Origin of the sequence: Actinosynnema sp. NPDC059797 (assembly GCF_042732085.1) — a bacterium.
Classification (GTDB): Bacteria; Actinomycetota; Actinomycetes; order Mycobacteriales; family Pseudonocardiaceae; genus Actinosynnema.
In genome coordinates, this window is record NZ_JBHWIE010000147.1 from 1 (window position 1) to 17,439 (window position 17,439).

A 17,439-nucleotide genomic window follows, 5' to 3' on the forward strand; every position below is an offset into this window, starting at 1 on the left:
GGGCGGGGCCTCGTCTGTTCCCGAACTGACTGCCGCTCCCACCACGAAGCGACGTGACTTAGGTTAGCCTAACATCACCTTCTTGGGAACCCCGTCGCACCAAGCCCCGCGCGACCAGCTCCACCACCACCGCGATCGCGCTCGCCTCCACCAGCAGCAACCCCAGCAGCACGACCAGTTGGAGCGCGCCCGCCTGCCACACCGGCGCGCCGCCGAGCAGCATCCCGACGAACGCGCCCGGCAACGTGACCAGGCCGACCGTCCGGGTCTGGTCGAGCGCCGGCAGCAGGGCCTCGGCGGCGGGCCGGCGCACCAGCTCCCGCACCGCGACCGGTTCGGTGAAGCCCAGCGCCAGCGCGGCCTCGTACTCGCCGTGCCGGTCGCGCAGGGTGTCGAGGGCCCGCCGCACGGACAGGGTGGTCGCGGTCATCGCGCCGCCGACCAGGATGCCGCCGACCGGCACCAGCGCGATCCCCTCCACCGGCACCAGACCGCTGACCAGCAGCACCGCGACGGTCGGCCCCGTGCCGGCGAGGATGGCGACGGCCACCCACCACCCGCGCCGACCGGTCTTCGCGCGGGCCGCCGACGTGCCCGTGGCGACCACCGCCATGAGCAACAGGAACGCGACCGTCAGCGGCAACGAAGCCAACACCCCGGCGATCACCGCCGACACGGCGGCCAGCTGAACCGCCGCGCGCAGGGCCGCCCGAACCACCGGCCGGGGCGAAGCCAGGCCGCCCAACCACAGCACAGCGCCCGCGCCGGCGGTGAGCACCAGGCACACGACGAGCAGGCGGCCCCAGTCCGCGTTGATCACCACAACACGATTGTGAGGTTCCGCCACCCCCGGCACCTGCGGTAGCCTGAAGGCGGTTGTCATCATAACGATGACACGAACGAGCTAACGAAGCCTGATCCGGGATCAATGTCAACACGGCGAACGTTGCCGGAAATATGGAGGCGGCGCACGGCGGGTGGCACAGGCACGCGGCGATGGAGGGAAGGACGGAAGGAAGGCGGTAGACCAAGACCCAGGCACGAGCCGCCCTTGGAGCCCAGGCAAAGCGGCGGCAAAACCTGAGCACGGGAGCCGCGAGGAGGCGGCACGGGAGCCGCGAGGCAGCCAGGCGCAGGCACGAGACCCCCGACGCCCGAGGCAGTGAGGCGCGGCCCCAGGCGGAAGGCCCGAATCTGAGCGCGCGGCACAGGCCTGAGGGCAGCGGGAACTGACCCAGGTCAGCTAGGCATGACCCCAGGGCAGCGCGACCTCAAGGGCAGCGCGACCTCAAGGGCAGCGCGACCTCAAGGGCAGCGCGACCTCAAGGGCAGCGCGACCTCAGGGGCAGCGCGGTCTCAAGCGCGAAGGCGGCGGCGCAGCCCGAGACGGGGCTTCGGCAGGGTGATCCCACCACGGCGGGCCAGCACCACGCCGCCGACCAGGGCCGCCAGGATTGAGACCACGCCGCCGAACACCATGGGGGCGCGGGCGGTGAAATGTTCTGCCAGCCACCCCATCACCGGGCCGCCCACCGGGTTGCCGCCCAGGAAGACCAGCATGTAGAGGCCCATGACGCGGCCGCGCATGGCGGGTTCGACGGCTAGTTGCACGGTGGCGTTCGCGGTGGTCGTGAAGGTCATCATGGCGATGCCGACCGGGATCAGCGCCGCGCCTGCCAGCCACAGCGTGGGCATGAAGCCGACCAGGATCTCCAGGACGCCGAACGCCAGGGCGCCGGTGATCAGCAGTCGCAGGCGGGGTTTGCCGCGGGTGCTGCGCCTGGCCGCGAGGGTCGCGCCGGCGAACGTGCCGATCGCGAGCATGGTGGACAGGAGGCCGTACGCGTCGGCGTCGCCGCCGAAGGTGTTGCGGGCCAGCACGGCCAGGGTGACGAAGAAGTTCAGGCCGAACGTGCTGATGAAGAACACCAGGAACAGCAGGATCACCAGGTCGGGCCGTTTGCGCACGTACCGCAGGCCGGCTCGCAGCTGGCCCTTCTCGCGTGGCACGGGGTCGCCCCGGTGCAGGTCGGCGGGCCGCATCAGGAGCAGGCCGGCGATCACGCCGACGAACGTGACGGCGTTGATCAGGAAGACCCAGCCGGTGCCGACCACGATGATCATGCCGCCGGCGACGGCCGGGCCGACCATGCGGGCCAGGTTGAACGTCATGGAGTTGAGCGCGACGGCGTTGGTGAGCTGGTCGCGTCCGACCATCTCGACCACGAAGCTCTGCCGCACGGGTGTCTCGACCGCCGACACCGCGCCGAGCAGCAGGCACAGCAGGTAGACGTGCCACAGCTGGGCCACGCCGGTGACGTCGAGCAGGCCCAGGACCAGCGCGCACAGGCCCAGGCCGGTTTCCAGGACCAGGAGCAGCTTGCGCTTGTCCATCCGGTCGGCGAGCACGCCCGCCCACAGGGACAGCAGCAGGGTGGGGGCGAACTGGAGCGCGGCGGCGATGCCGAGGGCCACCGGTGATCCGTCGGACAGTTCGAGGACCAGCCAGTCCTGGGCCACGCGCTGCATCCACAGGCCGATGAGGGAGATGACCTGGCCGGTGGCGTAGAGGCGGTAGTTGCGGATTTTCAGGGAGGCGAACATGCCGGCGCGTTTGGCCGGGGCGGCGGCAACCGGTGGAGGGGCGGCCGGAGGAGCGGCGGCAACTGGCGGAGCTGCGGTGGGCGGAGCAGCAGCCGGCGGAGCGGTAGGCCGAGCTGCGGCAGGCGGAGTTGCGGCAGGCGGAGTTGCGGCAGGCTGAATTGCGGCAGGCTGAATTGCGGCAGGCTGAATTGCGGCAGGCTGAATTGCGGCAGGCTGAATTGCGGCAGGCGGAGCTGCGGCCGGCGGGGGTGCGGTCGAGTTGGGTTCGAGTTGCTCCGACCCTGCACCACCCGCGTACGCCGGCACGTCGTTACTGCCCCGCCATCCTGTCGATTATCCCGGCGGCGCGCGAGAGCACGCCCCGTTCCTCCGGTGTCAGCTCGGCCAGGCGCTTGTCGAGCCAGGCCTCCCGGGCGGACACCTCTTCGTTGATGTAGCCCAGGCCCGCCTCGGTGAGTTCCACGATGGCCTGGCGGCCGTCGGTGGGGTGGGGGCGGCGGGTGGCGAACCCGTACTCCTCCAGGGCGGCGATCACCCTGGTCATGGAGGGTGGTTGGACGCCTTCCCTGGCGGCCAGCTCGCCCGGTGTCAGCGGTCCGCACTTGTGCAGCGTGGACAGGGCGGACACCTGGGTGAGCGAGATCGTGGAGTTCACCCGCTGGGCGCGGAGCCGTCGGTTGAGCCGGACCACTGCCAGCCGCAGTCGGCTCGCCAGTCCGGTCTCGACCTCGATCTCCGTCACGTAGTTAGCATACCTCACGATCTCGCTTCCCGTCCTGGTGAAGTGGGCCGGATCGCCCGACGCCGGCCCTCAGCCGTTCAGCAGGGCCTGGATGGGGCCGATGGCGAAGTAGACGACGAACGCCGCCGCCACCACCCACATGAGGGGGTGAATGCTGCGGGCCCGTCCGGTGAGCGCCCGCAACAGCACGTAGCTGACGAAGCCCGCGCCGATGCCGTTGGCGATCGAGTAGGTGAACGGCATGATCACGATGGTGAGGAACGCGGGGAGGCCGACGGAGAAGTCGGTGAAGTCGATCTCCCTGATCTGGGCGATCATCAGCGCTCCCACGATCACCAGGGCGGGCGCCGCGGCCTCGATCGGCACCACCGCGTAGAGCGGGGTGAGGAACATGGCGGCCAGGAACAGCAGGCCGGTGACGACGTTCGCCAGGCCGGTGCGGGCGCCCTCGGCGACGCCGGACGCCGATTCGACGAAGACGGTGTTGGACGACGAGGAGGCCACGCCGCCCGCGACCGCGCCCACGCCGTCGACGAACAGCGCCTTGGACACGCCCGGGAGCTGGCCGTCGGGCCCGATGAGGTTCGCTTCCTTGCCGAGGCCGGTCATGGTGCCGACGGTGTCGAAGAAGTCGGTCAGGACGAGCGTGAACACCAGCAGGGCGGCGGTGATGGCGGGCAGGCGGGTCCACGCGCCGAAGGAGACGTCGCCGAGGAGCGACAGGTCGGGCAGGCCGAACACCTGGTCGGGCAGCGCCGGGTAGCCGAGGTTCCAGCCGGTGGCCTTGGTGCCCTGCGAGGGGCCGGCGTCGACGATGGCCTCGATCACGAGGGCCAGGACGGTCGCGGACAGGACGCCGATGAGGATGCCGCCCTTGACCTTGCGGGCGACGAGGATGGCGGTCAGCACCAGTCCGACCACGAACACGAACGTGGGCCAGGACGCGATGGAGCCGTTGATGCCGAGGCCGACCGGGACGGTGGTGCCGGCGGCGTCGGGGACGCGGCGCACGAAGCCCGCGTCGACCAGGCCGATGAAGCAGATGAACAGGCCGATGCCGACCGCGATGGCGGCTTTCAGCTCGGCGGGCACCGCGTTGAACACGGCGGTGCGGACGCCGGTGACGACGAGCACGAGCACGACCAGGCCGTTGACGACGACGAGGCCCATGGCTTCCGGCCAGCTGACCTGGGGCACGATCGAGACGGCCACGAACGAGTTGATGCCCAGGCCGGTGGCGAGCGCGAACGGGTAGTTGGCGACGAGTCCGAACAGGATGGTCATGACGCCGGCGACCAGGGCCGTCACGGCCGCGACCTGCGGGATCGTGAGGATGTTGCCGAGGACGTCGACCTTGGCGGACGGGTCGTCGGCGGCGAAGCTGCCCAGGATCAGCGGGTTCAGCACGACGATGTAGGCCATCGTCACGAACGTGACGAGGCCGCCGCGCACCTCCCTCCCCACCGTGGACCCGCGCTCGGTGATCTTGAAGAAGGAGTCCAGCTTGGAGCGTGGCGGCGTGTCGGCGGCGGTGGCCATCTCATCTCCTTGGTCGGTGTGGCGAGAGGCAGAGCGTGCCCCACCCGTGTTTCGGGGAGGTAGCCTGCCTGACGTGGCAGAACAGGACGCAGCCGACCTCCCCGCGCCCCCTCCCCTGCCGCCGCGGTTGGCGGACCCGGTGCCGGCGATCCTCGGCGGGGCGGTGTTGTGGTTCCTGGCGTTCCTGGTCGTGCTGGTGTTCTGGCGGGAGCAGCAGACGCTGCTGTGGACGTGCGTGTCGGGCTGGGTGCTGGGCCTGGTCGGCTACGGCGTGTTCACGTGGCAGCGCTCGGCCGCGCGTCGCGGGAAGCGGACCGCGCAGCAGGGGCAGGGGCTGACCGACTAGGCGTGGCGGGGGCGGCGGCTGACCGACTAGGCGTGGCGGGGCGGCGGGCGCCCCGGGGGTCAGCCCAGCAGGACCGACGGGGTCGGGTCGGTGATGAGGGCGGCGAAGGTGTGGCGGTCGTCCCACCGGCCGACGGTCCAGGCGAGGGCCCTGGCCAGGCCCTCGGGGGTGTCGGCGGCGTGCACGACGTCGCCGTCGACCCACCAGGACACGGGGTGCTCCTCGCCTTCGGCGGTCACCACCAGGTCGTCGTGCACGACCACGGTGCCCGTCGGCAGGTCCACGCCGAGCAGGTCGCACGCCAGGCGCACCGCGCCCAGGTCGGACCAGACGACCTCGTCGCCGTCGCCGAGGACCTCCCCCGAGACCTCCTCCGACGCCAGCGGCAGGGCCAGCAGCTCCGCCAGCGCGGGCGCCGAGCCCCGCGCGGCCAGCACCTGGTCTGGGGGCAGCACGCCGAGCAGCCACGGCAGGTCCGGCACGAGCACGTCGTCGGCGGGCACGGCGGCGCCGGTCAGCACCCGCACCCGGTCGGGCGGCTCGACGCCCACCGAGTCGGCCACCTCGGCCAGCAGGGCGTGCACCCGCAGCACCAGGGCGTCGGACAGCCGGCGGGCCGGGTCGCCGAGGCGCGCCAGCAGGTCTTTCACGTCGTCCTCGTCGGCCACGCCCAGCCCGGTGCGCACGCCGGCGGCGGCCAGCACGTGCGGTGGCAGGTCGACCTCCGGGACCACGTCGTACAGCCCTTCCAGGGCGTCCGCGCCCGGCAGCCGCCACGCGCCCAGCGGCACGCCGTCCAGGGTGGCGTAGCGGGCCAGCCACCAGGAGGTGTAGCCGTCGGGTTCGGTCACGGCCCGCCACACCGCCGGGTCGGCCGCCATCATCGCCAGTGCCCGCGGCCACGCGTCGCGCGCCACCAGGTCGAGGTCGCGGACGCCCAGGACGCGCGTGGGCGGCACGTCGAACCCGTCCCACCAGTAGCCCTCGTCGGCCAGGTCGTGGTCGGGTTCGGTGGGCGAGTCGTCCTCGACCACGGTGAACCCGTCGACGACGCCGACGGCGGTGAGCACGTCGCGGGGCCACGCCGACGCCACCCGGTCGGCGAGCACGCCGAACGGCGCGTCGGCCTCCAGCACCTCCAGCAGCTTCGAGTCGGGCAGCACCAGTTCGTCGGCCCGCCGCCACTCGCCGTCGGCGGAGGGCAGCGCCAGCTCGCCCAGCCACGGCCGCCCGCCGGCCAGCTCCACCAGCCGCAGCACGGTGTCCACCAGCTCCGGGCCGTCCATGGCGGGGTCGTCCAGGCTGTGCCGGACGGCGTCGCGCACCGCGTCGGAGTCCAGCAGCTCGGCCGGGGTGGCCTCGGTGGCGCCGAGCCTCAGCAGCAGCGGGTGCGCCGCCTCCGGGTGCGCGATGCGCAGCCCCGGCACGGGCACCAGCTCCGCGCCCACCAGCACGCCGCGCGGGCTGCCGACCAGCCGCCCGTCGGCCAGCGGCACGGGCAGCGCGCCCATCGCCTCGCGGGCCGCCGAGTCGACGTCCGCGACGGGTGACAGCGCCTCGTACACCTGCCGCCACCACGACGGGTCGCCGCCGACGCCCGCCAGCGCGTCGACGACCTCCGCGACCGCCATGCGCGGCACGTCCAGCGCCGCCAGCGCCCTGGCGTGCGGGGGCAGCGTCAGCTCGTGGTCGAGGAGGCCGGGCACGACGTCCTCCAGCAGCTCCACCAGCTCGAACGACGCGACGTCCAGGACCTTCGCCGACGCGGGCGCGGTCCACTCGCCGTCGGCCAGCGGCAGCCACGACGCCGAGCGCAGCGCCGCCAGCACGCCGGTGCGCAGCCGGTCGTCCACTTCGGACAGGGGGAAGCCGGGCAGCGGCACCAGCGCGGTCCGCTCCACGGCGGGCAGCGCGGTCACCAGCGCCGGGTACGCCGCGGCCGCCCGGTCGAGCACGAACGTCGCGGCCGGGCCCGCCAGCACGCGCCGCCGCGACGGCTCCACCGGCAGCGTCGCGATCAGCCGGGCGGGCAGCGACAGCTTCTCGTCGGTGGGCGTGGGGGCGTGCAGCACGTCACCGGACAGCGGCTCGTCCATCGGCCACGCCCAGCACACCGACCACCGGGGCCGCGACTCGACGCCCGCCACCAGCTCGGCGGGCAGCTCGCCGCCGTCGCGGCGCACCAGCCACCGCCGCACCCCGGCCGGCCCGGTCAGCTCCACCACGCCGTCCGCCTCGGACCGCTCCCACGCGTCCGCGCCGACCTCGACGCGCCGCAGCCCGGGCAGCGCCAGCAGCAGGTCCGGCGCCTGCGCGGCGAACTCCGCCAGCAGCGGGTCCGGGTCGACCTCCAGCGGCAGCCGCACCTCGGTGTCGAAGCCCTCGGGCAGGTCCGCCTCGTCGGTCGGCCACACCAGCCGCAGCACCGGCACGTCGCCGCCGCGCGCGGACGCCAGTTCGGGCACCAGTTCCCGCGTCCGGTCGGCCGAGAACGCCACGCCGCCGCCGCGCGACACCACGCGCGGCGCGTCGGTCACCGCCAGCACCGCCGCGAACCCGACGCCGAACCGGCCGACGGTGTCCGCCGACTTCGACGACGCCCGCAGCGACGCCAGCGCCGCCACCCCGGCCGCGTCGAGCGGGGCGCCGGTGTTCGCCGCCCGCAGCTCACCGTCCACAACGGACAGCCGCAGCACGCCGGGCGTCGCGCCGGCCGCGTCGGCGGCGTTCTGCGCCAGCTCCACCAGCAGCCGGTCCCGGTAGCCGCCGAGCCTCAGGTCCTCCTCGGCGTTGGCGTCCTCGCGGAACCTCGTCGGCGACCCGCGCCACGCGGCCAGCACCGACTCGCGCAGCGCCGCCGTGCCGAACGGGTCGCCCTGCTCCGGGCTCACCGCCCGCTCTCGTCGGCCGGCGCGGGCTCGCCGGCCCCGGGCTCGCCGGCCCCGGGCACCCCGGCCTCGGACACCCCGGCCTCGGCGGCCGCGGCCCGGTCGACGGCCAGGGCCGACACCTCACCGGTGGGCTCCGCCACGGCGCCGCCGGAGAGCTCCCCGCCCGGCGCGTTCGCCTCCACGTCCAGCACCGCGTCGTCGTAGACGAGGTCGGCCACCGGCACCGCCGAGCCGCCCTCCACCTCGACCTCCGAGTGCGCGCCGCACCCGTACTCCACGTGCACCACGTGCCCGTCCGCGGGCGTCAGCTCGTTCGCGCACACCCCGAACGCCGCGCCCAGCGACCCGGCGATCCGCTGGTAGAAGCCGCACGTGCCGCAGTTCGCGGGCGCGCTGCGGGCCATGTCGCTGCGCGGCCCGAAGTCGCCGCCGTGCCACCGCTGGGCGGCGTCGAGCACGCCCTCGCGGGACAGCACCCGCACGCGCCCGAGCCCCACCTCCAGCGCGACCTCCTCCACGGCCGGGTCGTCGGAGGCGACGTAGCCGGGCGCCAGCCGCGGGTCGTCCTCCTTCGCCGGCAGCAGGTCGCCCACGCCCAGGTCGCCCGCCCGCACCCGCTCGTGCCACGGCACCCAGTCGGGCGCGACCAGCGCGTCGTCACCGGGCAGCAGCACGACCTCGCTCACCGACAGCGGCGTGCCCTCGCCGCCGAACGCGACGGTGACGGCCCAGTTCCAGCCCCGGTAGCCGGCGTGCCTGGCCTCGAACAGGTGGGTGACCGCGGCCTCGTCCTCGGCGACCACGCCCACGTGGTCGCCCACCGCTTCCGGGCCCGCCTCCTCCCGCGCGGCGGCGCGGGCGAGCCGGACGGCCGCGTCATCGGCGAGCACGGGATGGGGCTGCTGGGTCGGCGTGGCGGTCACACCGTGAATTGTGCCGCACGTCTTCGCAGCCCCGCGCACACGTGCCACCCTTTCGGACGTGCGGTGGCTCCTGGTGGCGGTGGTCCTCCTCCTGTCGGCGGCGTGCGGGGGGCCGCCGAGCGGCCCAACCGGCGGCTCCGGCGGCGTGCCGACCGGCTTCGAGGTGCTGGGCACGCTGCCGCACGACACCGGGGCGTTCACGCAGGGCCTGGAGCTGGTCGACGGCGTCCTCTACGAGGGCACCGGCCTGGAGGGGCAGTCGTCGATCCGCCGCGTGGACCCCGGCACCGGCGAGGTGGAGCAGCGCGTCGACCTGCCCGCGGACCTGTTCGGCGAGGGCATCACGGTCGTCGACGACCGGCTCTGGCAGCTCACCTGGCGCGACGGCGTGGCCATCGAACGCGACCGGCGGACCCTCGAAGAGGTGAGACGCGTCACCTACGAGGGCGAGGGCTGGGGCCTGTGCCGCGACGGCGACCGGCTGGTCATGAGCGACGGCACCGACGAGCTGACCTTCCGCGACCCCGGCACCTTCGCCGAGACCGGCTCGACCCGCGTCACCCGCGACGGCCGGCCCGTCACCGAGCTGAACGAGCTGGAGTGCGTCGGCGACCGGGTGTGGGCGAACGTGTGGCGGACCGACGAGGTCGTGCGGATCGACCCGGCGGACGGGCGGGTCGACGCGACCGTGGACCTGTCCGGGCTGCGCCCCGACGACGTGCCCGCCTCGAACGTGCTCAACGGCATCGCGGCCGTGCCCGGCACCGACGAGTTCCTGGTCACCGGCAAGAACTGGCCGACGATCTTCCGGATCAGGTTCACCGGCGGGTGAGGTCCCGGCCGGGTCGCGCCGGAGGCGGTCAATGCGGGGGACAGGTCGCTGCCGGTGAGGCAGGATTGGCGGGGTGACACCCCCTCGGCCGGAAGACCAGTCGCGGCGGTACCCGTGGGAGGACGACGAGTACAAGCCGCGCACCCGGCCGTACCCGACCCCCGGTGAGCCGCCGCCGCTCGACACCGGGCCGCGCGGGACCCGGCCGGACCCGCGCCCCGACGCCGAGTGGCCCGATCCCCGCACCACCGACCCGCGCGCCGACTCCCGCCCCACCGAGCCCCACGCCGCCGGCCCCCGGACCGGCGATCCCCGAGCCGGCGACCCGCGCGCCACCGACCGCCGCGCCACCGGCCGCCGCGCCGACGATCCCCGCGCCACCGGCCCCTGGACCGGCGACCCCCGGACCACCGACTCCTGGACCGGGCAGCCCCGCACCAGGCCCTCGCGCGGCGCCGAGTCCTGGTACGAGGACGACCCGCGCGCCGAGTCCACCGCCCGCTTCGCGCCACCACCCGACGACCGGCCCACCGCGCCGACCCCGCCGAAGAAGCTCACCGTCACCCGCGTCGCCTGGTTCCGCACCCGCCAGCTCACCGGCAAGGCCGTGGCCACGTTCCGCCGCGCCGCCCACGCCGACGGCGCCAAGCAGTCCGGCCTGTCCTCCCTCACCTACGCGGTGATGCTGAACTACGCGGCCGACGCCGCCATGGCCGTCGCCCTGGCCAACACCCTGTTCTTCTCCGCCGCCACCGGCGAGAGCCGCAGCAAGGTCGCCCTCTACCTGCTGATCACCGTGGCCCCGTTCGCGCTGGTCGCCCCGGTCATCGGCCCGGCGCTGGACCGGCTCCAGCACGGCAGGCGGCTGGCGCTGGCCGCGTCGTGCGTGCTGCGCGTGCTGCTGTCGGCGGTCATGGCGCTGAACTTCGACAACTGGGCCCTCTACCCGGCGGCGCTGGGCAGCATGGTGCTGTCGAAGTCGTTCACCGTGCTCAAGGCCGCGATCACGCCGCGCGTGCTGCCGCGCGAGATCACCCTGGCCAAGACCAACGCCCGGATGACGGTGTTCGGCCTGGCCGCGGGCGGCGTGTTCGGCGCGTTCGCCGCCGGGTTCGCGAACCTGTTCGGCTCGCCGGGCGCGCTGTGGTTCACCGCCGCCCTGTGCGCCGCCAACGCCTACTACTGCCTGCGCATCCCGGCGTGGGTGGAGGTCACCGAGGGCGAGGTGCCCGCGTCGCTGCGCGCCAAGCCGAAGAAGGCCAGCCGCCAGGCCCTGGGCCGCACGGTCGTGGTGGCGCTGTGGGGCAACGGCGCGATCCGGATGCTCACCGGATTCCTGATGCTGTTCGCCGCGTTCGTGGTGCGCGCCCAGACCGAGGGCGACGCGTTCCTCCAGGTCCTGCTGCTGGGCGTGATCGCGGGCGCCGCGGGCGTCGGCAGCTTCCTCGGCAACGCGGTGGGCGCGCGGCTGCACTTCGGCGCGCCCGACCAGGTGGTCATCGGCTGCCTGGCCGCGGCGCTGGTGTCCGTCGTCGTGGCCGCCGCGCTGCCCGGCCTGACCACCGCCGCGGTCGTCGGCCTCGTCGGCGCGACGGCCAGCTCGCTGGCCAAGGTGTCGCTGGACGCGGTCATCCAGGACGACGTGCCCGACGAGTCCCGGGCCTCCGCGTTCGGCCGGTCCGAGACGATCCTCCAGCTCGGCTGGGTGTTCGGCGGCGCGCTCGGCGTGCTGCTGCCCACCGAGTACTGGATCGGGTTCACCGTGCTGGCGGTGCTGCTCGCGGTCGGCCTGGCGCAGACGATCCAGACGCGGCGCGGCTCCACGCTGATCCCCGGCCTCGGCGGCGACCGCCCGCTCCGGCCCACCGCGGTCGCCCCGTAGGACCCGGCAGCCCGGCGGACCCGGCAGCCTGACGGGACCGGCCACCTCGCGGCACCGGCCACGCGGCCCCGTAGGCTCGACGGCCGTGCGCCGAGTCCTGCTGCCCGTGCTCCTGCTGCTCCTGGCGACGGCCTGCGCCGCGCCCCACCCGCCCGAGGTGACCTTCTACGCCGACGGCGAGGCGGTCGACCTCCCGCCGTTCGACGACTGCGACATCGACGCGGAGAACTGCCGGCGCGACCCGGCGGCCCAGGGCTCGCTGCGGGTCCGCCCGGGCAAGCCGGTGCAGATCTCCGTGCCGGGCGAGGTCGCCGACACCGCGTGGGGCGTGAACTTCCGCTACCGCGACGCCGCGGGCGTCGAGCAGGAACCCGGCCGCAGCGCGGTGTTCACCGTCAGCGACCCCAAGCACGCCTACACGCTCACCCTGCCGAACCCCGACGACCAGCTGCTGGGCGTCGAGGTCCAGCAGCTGAGCAGGCGCATCCAGACCAGCACCACCGGCGCGTTCGACTTCGTCGCGCGGCGGGTGTGGGTGCTCACCGTGGAGAGCTGAGGTCTACGGGTCGAGCTCCCGCGCGACGGCCCGGACCACCTCGGCGATCAGCTTCGTGTTCTTCCGGTCCGGGTACCGGCCGCGGCGCAGCTCGGGCTGCACCTTCAGCTCCAACAGCTTGATCATGTCCTCGATCAGGCCGTGCAGCTCCTCCGCCGGGCGGCGCCGCGCCTCGGCCACCGAGGGCGCCGGGTCGATCAGCCGCACCGACAGCGCCTGCGGGCCGCGCCGGCCCTCGGCCATGCCGAACTCGATGCGCTGACCGGCCTTCAGGCCCTCGACACCGGGAGGCAGCGCGGATTTCCGCACGTAGACGTCCTCGCCACCGTCCTGGGTGACGAAGCCGAAACCCTTCTCCGAGTCGTACCACTTGACCTTGCCGGTCGGCACCGTGCTCACCAATCCCTGTGTCATCCACACGACGAACGCGCCCGGGGCGTGCCCAGGGCGCGTCCCACCAGACTAGCCAGAACACCGCCCCCGGGGCACCTCCGATAGCGGGACTACCCTGGCGGGCGTGTCGACCTCGAAGCTGATGCCCCTGGCAGTGGCCCTGTTCGCGCTGGGTGTCGTCGCCATCGTCGCGATGTTCGTCGTGGGCGAACGGGGACTGCCCGCCTGGGTGTTCGCCGCGGGGTGGCTGCTGGCGCCCGCCGGTCTCGCGCTGGGCGTGCTCAGCGCGGTGCGGGACGCCCGGCGGCCCCGTCGGCGCTGAGCCGGGCCGCGTTCGCGCGCAGCCAGTCGGGGAAACCCGTCAGGTCGGGCAGCACCACGTCCGCGCCCTCGGCGGTCAGCTCGTCCGCGTCGCACGGCCCGCTGACCACACCGACCGCCACCGCCCCGGCGGCCTTCGCGCCGCGCACGTCACCCACGTGGTCGCCCACGTAGACGGCCGCGCCGTGCGCCTTCAGCGCCTCCGCCTTGCCGGTCGACCACAGCTCGCCGAACAGGTGGTCCACCTCCCAGTCGAACGCGGCCAGGTGCAGCGCCGCGTTCGGCCGGTACTTGCCGGTGACCACGATCGTGGTCCCGCCCAGCTCGCGCACCGAGGCAAGCGCTTGCGCCGCGCCGGGCAGCGCGACCGTGGCCGGGATGACGACCTCCGGGTAGAGCGCGCGGAACCGGTCCACCAGGGCCGGGATCTCCTCCTCGGGCACGCCGAAACCCCGGTAGACCATGTCCAGGGGCGGGCCGAGGTTCGCCGCGAAGTGGGCGCCGTCGAGCGGGTACCCGGACTCGGCTGCCACGGCGTCCATCACGGCCGCCATGCCGGGTCGCGGGTCGATCAGGGTCATGTCCAGGTCGAAGCCCACGGTCAACGGCACGACCCGACTCTAACCGCGCGGCCGCTGTGCCAAGCTTCGTGCCGTGACGGAACTCACCCGGTCCCTGCTGGAGGCGGCCGTGGAACTCGTCGCCGAACACGGTTCCCGCGGCCTGCGCATGGTGGACGTCGCCACGAAAGCCGGCGTGAGCCGGCAGACCGTCTACAACGAGTTCGGCAACAAGGAGCGGTTGGTCCAGGCGGTCGCGCTGCACAAGACGGCCGAGTTCCTGGACGGCGTGCGCGAACGCCTCGCGTCGGCCGCCGACCCGGTCGAGGGCCTGCGGCGGGCGATCGCGTTCGCGTTCGACCTGGCCGGCCGGGACCCGCTGGCGAAGTCCGTGCTGAACGGGGCGAACGCCGAGGACATGCTGCCGTTCCTGACCACCAAGGGGCAGCCGGTGCTGACCCTGGCGACGGCGGTGTTCGCGCAGCACATCAGCGGGAACTGGCCGGGGGTGGCGGCGGAGCGGGTGCAGCTGGTCGCGGAGACCGTCGTGCGGGTGGCGCTGAGCCACCTGCTGACGCCGGGGAGCCGGAGCCTGGAGGCGGTGGTGCTGGTGACGCTGGCCCTGCTGCCGCCCTGCCCGGGACGGTGAGCCCGGGACGGCGAGCCCAGGGCTGCGAGCCCGGGACGGCGAGTCCGGGACGGCAAGCCCGGAGCTGCGAGCGGCGAGCCGGCAGGGGTCCCCCGCAAGGGGACCCCTGCTTCGATCTTACCGAGGGGGTACGACGATTTCGGTCGGGCGAGCGTGCCGCGCAGGTGGTCGCACCCCCGATCGGGCCCGGTTACCGGGCTTCCAGGTCCTCGTAGGTCAGGCCGACCTGCTCGGCGGCGCGCGTCATCGTGCGCATGATCGCCAGCGACTCGTCCAGCGTCATCGACGGGCTCTCCGTCTCCCCCGCCCGCACGCGCCGCACGACCTCGCGCAACTGCGGCACGTAACCCGCGCCCTCCTGCTCGTGCCGGCGCTCCTCGCCGTTGACGACGATGCGGCTCGGGTTGTACATCGCCTCCGGCAGCTCGACGAGGCCCTCCGTGCCGTACACGACCGCGGCGGCCTTGAGGGGGCTCCGCAGCGACGAGCCGAGCAGCGCGTGGGCGCCGTCCTCGTAGCCGAGCAGCACGCCGATCTCCGCGTCCACCCCGTCGACCAGCGACCCGTGCGCGTGGACGACGTCCGGCTCGCCCAGCAGCAGGTGCGCGAACGACACCGGGTAGATGCCCAGGTCGAACAGCGAGCCGCCGCCCAGCCTCCGGTTCCACAGGCGGTGCGCCGGGTCGTGCGGCAGGGGGAAGCCGAAGTCGGCCCGAACCGACCGGACCTCGCCGATCGCGCCCGCCCGGACCAGCTCGCCCAGCTCGACGATCAGCGGGTTGAACCTGGTCCAGATGGCCTCCATCAGGAACAGGCCGCGCTCGCGCGCCAGGTCCACCACGTCCTGGAGGCCCGCCGAGGTCAGCGTGGCGGGCTTCTCGCACAGCACGTGCTTGCCCGCCTCCAACGCCGCCCGGGTCACCTCGTGGTGCTGGACGTGCGGCGTCGCGACGTAGACCACGTCCACGTCCGGGTCGGCGAGCAGGTCGCGGTAGTCGCCGTAGGCGCGCGGGATCCCGTGCTTGGCCGCGAACGCCTCTGCCTTGGGCAGCGCGCGGGACGACACGGCGAGGACTTCGACGTCGGGCAGCAGGCGGAGGTCGCCGGTGACGACGTCGGCGATGCCGCCCGTAGCCACGACGCCCCAGCGGAGTTGGTTCACCACGAGCGCGCAGCTTAATCGGGCAAGATGGACCGGTGAGGCTCATCCTGAACGTGATCTGGCTGGTGCTCAGCGGCTTCTGGTTGGCCGTCGGGTACGTGCTCGCGGGGATCGTGTGCTGCGTGCTGATCATCACGATCCCGTGGGGGTTGGCGGCGTTCCGCATCGCCAACTACGCGCTGTGGCCGTTCGGGCGCACCGTGGTGGACCGGCCCGGTGCGGGGACGCCGTCGCTGATCGGCAACATCATCTGGATCCTGGTCGCGGGCATCTGGCTCGCCATCGGCCACGTGGTGACCGGCATCGCGCTGTGCGTGACGATCATCGGCATCCCGCTGGGCATCGCGAACTTCAAGCTCGTGCCGGTGTCGCTGGTCCCGCTGGGCAAGGAGATCGTCCCGGCGGCCTGAGACCCCGGGCACACCGCCCGAGGGGTGTTCAGCCGGTTACCGCCCGGTGTCCGGCTCGACGGCGCCTGGCTCGTCGGCGTCCGGCTCAGTGGCTCCCGGCTCAGTGGCTCCCGACTCAGTGGCATCCGACTCAGCGGCGTCCGATTCAGCGGCGTCCGATTCAGCGGCGTCCGGCTCGACGGCATCCGGCTCGTCGGCCGGTTCCGCGTCGTCCAGCCGCACCACCAGGCACGGCCCACCGCTGTAGAGGCCCGCGTCGACGGCCAGCACCTTGCCGTCGGCGTAGCGCAGCGGACCGTCGATCTGCTCCGGCGACACGCCCAGCTGGTCGGCGATCACGCTGTGGCCGTGCACCACCTCGTGCCCGCCCAGCACCTCCAGCAGCTCGGCGGCCACGGCGGACCCCTCCGGGCCGCGGAAGGCGTAGCGGGTGGTCATCTTGCGCCAGCACTCCCACCACTGTTCGAGGTCGTTGCCCTTGAGCACGTCGCGGACGGCCTGGTTGACCTCGTCGATCGTGGAGCCCCACTCCAGGTAGGCGAGGGTGTCCGAGTGCATCAGGAGGTGGCCGTCGACCTCGGCGAGCACCCGGCGGCCGGTGAGCCACTCGATGTGGTCGTCGGTGAGGCGGTCCTGGTCGCTGCGCAGGCCGCCGTTGAGCAGCCAGCTGCGGGCGAAGCTGCGCGGCGTCGGCGCGCCCGGGACGTTCTCGTCGCCGAAGCGGTGCATGCCCAGCAGCAGCACCTCGTGGTTGCCGACCAGCGCGTCGACCCGGCCGCCGCTCTGCTCGGCGAGGCGCATCACGAACTCGATCACCCCGATGCCGTCCGGGCCGCGGTCGACGAAGTCGCCGAGGAACCACAGCTCCGCCTCACCACCGGACCAGTTGCCGTCGGCGTCGACCAGGCCCGAGGTGTGCAGGGCGCGGGTCAGCTCGGCGAGGTGCCCGTGCACATCGCCGACCACGAAGAGCGGTCGTTCCACACTGCGACGATAGGCGACATCGGGGGGCGCTGCCCAAAAGTCGATCAGTGGTCGGCCGGTCGGCTCCGGGCTGTCCGGCCGGCCTCCCCCGCGGGGGTGAGCCGGCGGTGGCGCGCCGTGACGCCACGGCTCCGCCACGCGTTCACCGACCCGGGCCACGGCGGTCTTCAGCGCCGCCCACCAGCGCCCCGTCCCGACCGCAGCGGTCCCACCCGTGCTCACACGCAGCTCATACCCGACCAGGACGGCCTTCAACCCGCCCCACCCGCAGCCAACCCGACCAGACCAGAGCCGGACCGAGAGCAGACCGCGGTCCGACCCGGCCACGTCCCAGCCCGACCACAGCCCAGCCCGACCACAGCCCGGTCCGACCACAGCCCAGCCCGACCACAGCCCAGCCCGACCACAGCCCAGCCCGACCACAGCCCAGCCCGACCACAGCCCAGCCCGACCACAGCGGTCCGCCACCGGCCCGCCCGGAGCCCAGCCGAACCCGCTCCTCCTGGTTCAACCGCGTCCAACCGCGTTCAACCGCGCCGGTTCGACCGCACTAGGGCCTGTCCTCAAAGCGGGTGCGGTTGGTCTGCTTTGATCTTGGGTCGTGATCCGCAGGCACGAGTTGAGCGATGAGCAGTGGCGGACCAT

General features: G+C 73.6%; 16 protein-coding genes and 2 pseudogenes. 8 read left to right on the forward strand and 10 right to left on the reverse strand.

Annotated features, from left to right (window positions below; all coding sequences use genetic code 11):
* Positions 1-58 precede the first annotated feature (58 nt).
* The 4 genes from ACFV4N_RS26545 to ACFV4N_RS26560 form a co-directional block, all read right to left on the reverse strand.
* Positions 59-817 carry an ABC transporter permease gene (locus ACFV4N_RS26545; RefSeq protein WP_499675333.1) on the reverse strand — a complete coding sequence of 253 codons (759 nt, stop codon included), beginning with the start codon at positions 815-817 and terminating at the stop codon, positions 59-61.
* A gap of 539 nt (positions 818-1,356) precedes the next feature.
* Entirely contained in the window at positions 1,357-2,604 is a 1,248-nt protein-coding gene (locus ACFV4N_RS26550; protein WP_499675319.1) for an MFS transporter, read from the reverse strand.
* Positions 2,605-2,914: 310 nt separating this feature from the next.
* Positions 2,915-3,346, reverse strand: coding sequence for a MarR family winged helix-turn-helix transcriptional regulator (locus ACFV4N_RS26555; protein ID WP_499675320.1), 432 nt, complete (start codon positions 3,344-3,346; stop codon positions 2,915-2,917).
* 69 nt (positions 3,347-3,415) lie between these two features.
* Positions 3,416-4,885 carry an NCS2 family permease gene (locus ACFV4N_RS26560; protein ID WP_499675321.1) on the reverse strand — a complete coding sequence of 490 codons (1,470 nt, stop codon included), beginning with the start codon at positions 4,883-4,885 and terminating at the stop codon, positions 3,416-3,418.
* 73 nt (positions 4,886-4,958) lie between these two features.
* Between ACFV4N_RS26560 and ACFV4N_RS26565 the strand changes: the two genes are divergently transcribed.
* Entirely contained in the window at positions 4,959-5,231 is a 273-nt protein-coding gene (locus ACFV4N_RS26565) for a DUF2530 domain-containing protein (protein ID WP_499675322.1), read from the forward strand.
* Positions 5,232-5,290: 59 nt separating this feature from the next.
* Here the strand turns inward: ACFV4N_RS26565 and ACFV4N_RS26570 are convergent, their stop codons facing one another.
* Entirely contained in the window at positions 5,291-8,122 is a 2,832-nt protein-coding gene (locus ACFV4N_RS26570) for a sacsin N-terminal ATP-binding-like domain-containing protein (RefSeq protein WP_499675323.1), read from the reverse strand.
* Positions 8,119-9,045: a DUF3027 domain-containing protein gene (locus ACFV4N_RS26575; protein WP_499675324.1), complete on the reverse strand. Its 927-nt coding sequence runs from the start codon at positions 9,043-9,045 to the stop codon at positions 8,119-8,121. The genes ACFV4N_RS26570 and ACFV4N_RS26575 overlap by 4 nt, the downstream gene beginning before the upstream one ends.
* 58 nt (positions 9,046-9,103) lie before the next feature.
* On the opposite strand from ACFV4N_RS26575, the gene ACFV4N_RS26580 reads away from it, so the two are divergent.
* From ACFV4N_RS26580 to ACFV4N_RS26590, 3 genes are all read left to right on the forward strand, one after another.
* Complete coding sequence (locus ACFV4N_RS26580; protein ID WP_499675325.1) at positions 9,104-9,877, forward strand: glutaminyl-peptide cyclotransferase; 774 nt, start codon at positions 9,104-9,106, stop codon at positions 9,875-9,877.
* A 73-nt stretch (positions 9,878-9,950) separates the two neighbouring features.
* Positions 9,951-11,759, forward strand: a complete 1,809-nt coding sequence (locus ACFV4N_RS26585) for an MFS transporter (protein ID WP_499675326.1) — start codon at positions 9,951-9,953, stop codon at positions 11,757-11,759.
* An 85-nt stretch (positions 11,760-11,844) separates the two neighbouring features.
* Complete coding sequence (locus ACFV4N_RS26590) at positions 11,845-12,315, forward strand: DUF2771 family protein (protein ID WP_499675327.1); 471 nt, start codon at positions 11,845-11,847, stop codon at positions 12,313-12,315.
* A gap of 3 nt (positions 12,316-12,318) precedes the next feature.
* Here the strand turns inward: ACFV4N_RS26590 and ACFV4N_RS26595 are convergent, their stop codons facing one another.
* Positions 12,319-12,705, reverse strand: a complete 387-nt coding sequence (locus ACFV4N_RS26595; protein WP_033432288.1) for a cold-shock protein — start codon at positions 12,703-12,705, stop codon at positions 12,319-12,321.
* Between the two features lie 127 nt (positions 12,706-12,832).
* Here ACFV4N_RS26595 and ACFV4N_RS26600 point away from each other — a divergent pair, with 127 nt between their 5' ends.
* Positions 12,833-13,030: a hypothetical protein gene (locus ACFV4N_RS26600; protein WP_499675328.1), complete on the forward strand. Its 198-nt coding sequence runs from the start codon at positions 12,833-12,835 to the stop codon at positions 13,028-13,030.
* Here ACFV4N_RS26600 and ACFV4N_RS26605 read toward each other — a convergent pair.
* On the reverse strand, positions 12,990-13,640 hold the full coding sequence (locus ACFV4N_RS26605) for an HAD family hydrolase (protein WP_499675329.1): 651 nt from the start codon (positions 13,638-13,640) through the stop codon (positions 12,990-12,992). The genes ACFV4N_RS26600 and ACFV4N_RS26605 overlap by 41 nt on opposite strands.
* A gap of 43 nt (positions 13,641-13,683) precedes the next feature.
* Between ACFV4N_RS26605 and ACFV4N_RS26610 the strand changes: the two genes are divergently transcribed.
* Complete coding sequence (locus ACFV4N_RS26610) at positions 13,684-14,238, forward strand: TetR/AcrR family transcriptional regulator (protein ID WP_499675330.1); 555 nt, start codon at positions 13,684-13,686, stop codon at positions 14,236-14,238.
* Between the two features lie 190 nt (positions 14,239-14,428).
* Here the strand turns inward: ACFV4N_RS26610 and ACFV4N_RS26615 are convergent, their stop codons facing one another.
* Entirely contained in the window at positions 14,429-15,403 is a 975-nt protein-coding gene (locus tag ACFV4N_RS26615) for a Gfo/Idh/MocA family protein (RefSeq protein ID WP_499675331.1), read from the reverse strand.
* Positions 15,404-15,435: 32 nt separating this feature from the next.
* Between ACFV4N_RS26615 and ACFV4N_RS26620 the strand changes: the two genes are divergently transcribed.
* Positions 15,436-15,810, forward strand: a complete 375-nt coding sequence (locus ACFV4N_RS26620; protein ID WP_499675332.1) for a YccF domain-containing protein — start codon at positions 15,436-15,438, stop codon at positions 15,808-15,810.
* Between the two features lie 24 nt (positions 15,811-15,834).
* Positions 15,835-15,951 (forward strand): annotated as a pseudogene (locus tag ACFV4N_RS26625) (pentapeptide repeat-containing protein); the annotation flags it as partial.
* 51 nt (positions 15,952-16,002) lie between these two features.
* On the opposite strand, the pseudogene ACFV4N_RS26630 reads toward ACFV4N_RS26625, so the two are convergent.
* Positions 16,003-16,794: pseudogene (locus tag ACFV4N_RS26630) on the reverse strand (metallophosphoesterase); the annotation flags it as partial.
* Between the last annotated feature and the right edge of the window lie 645 nt (positions 16,795-17,439).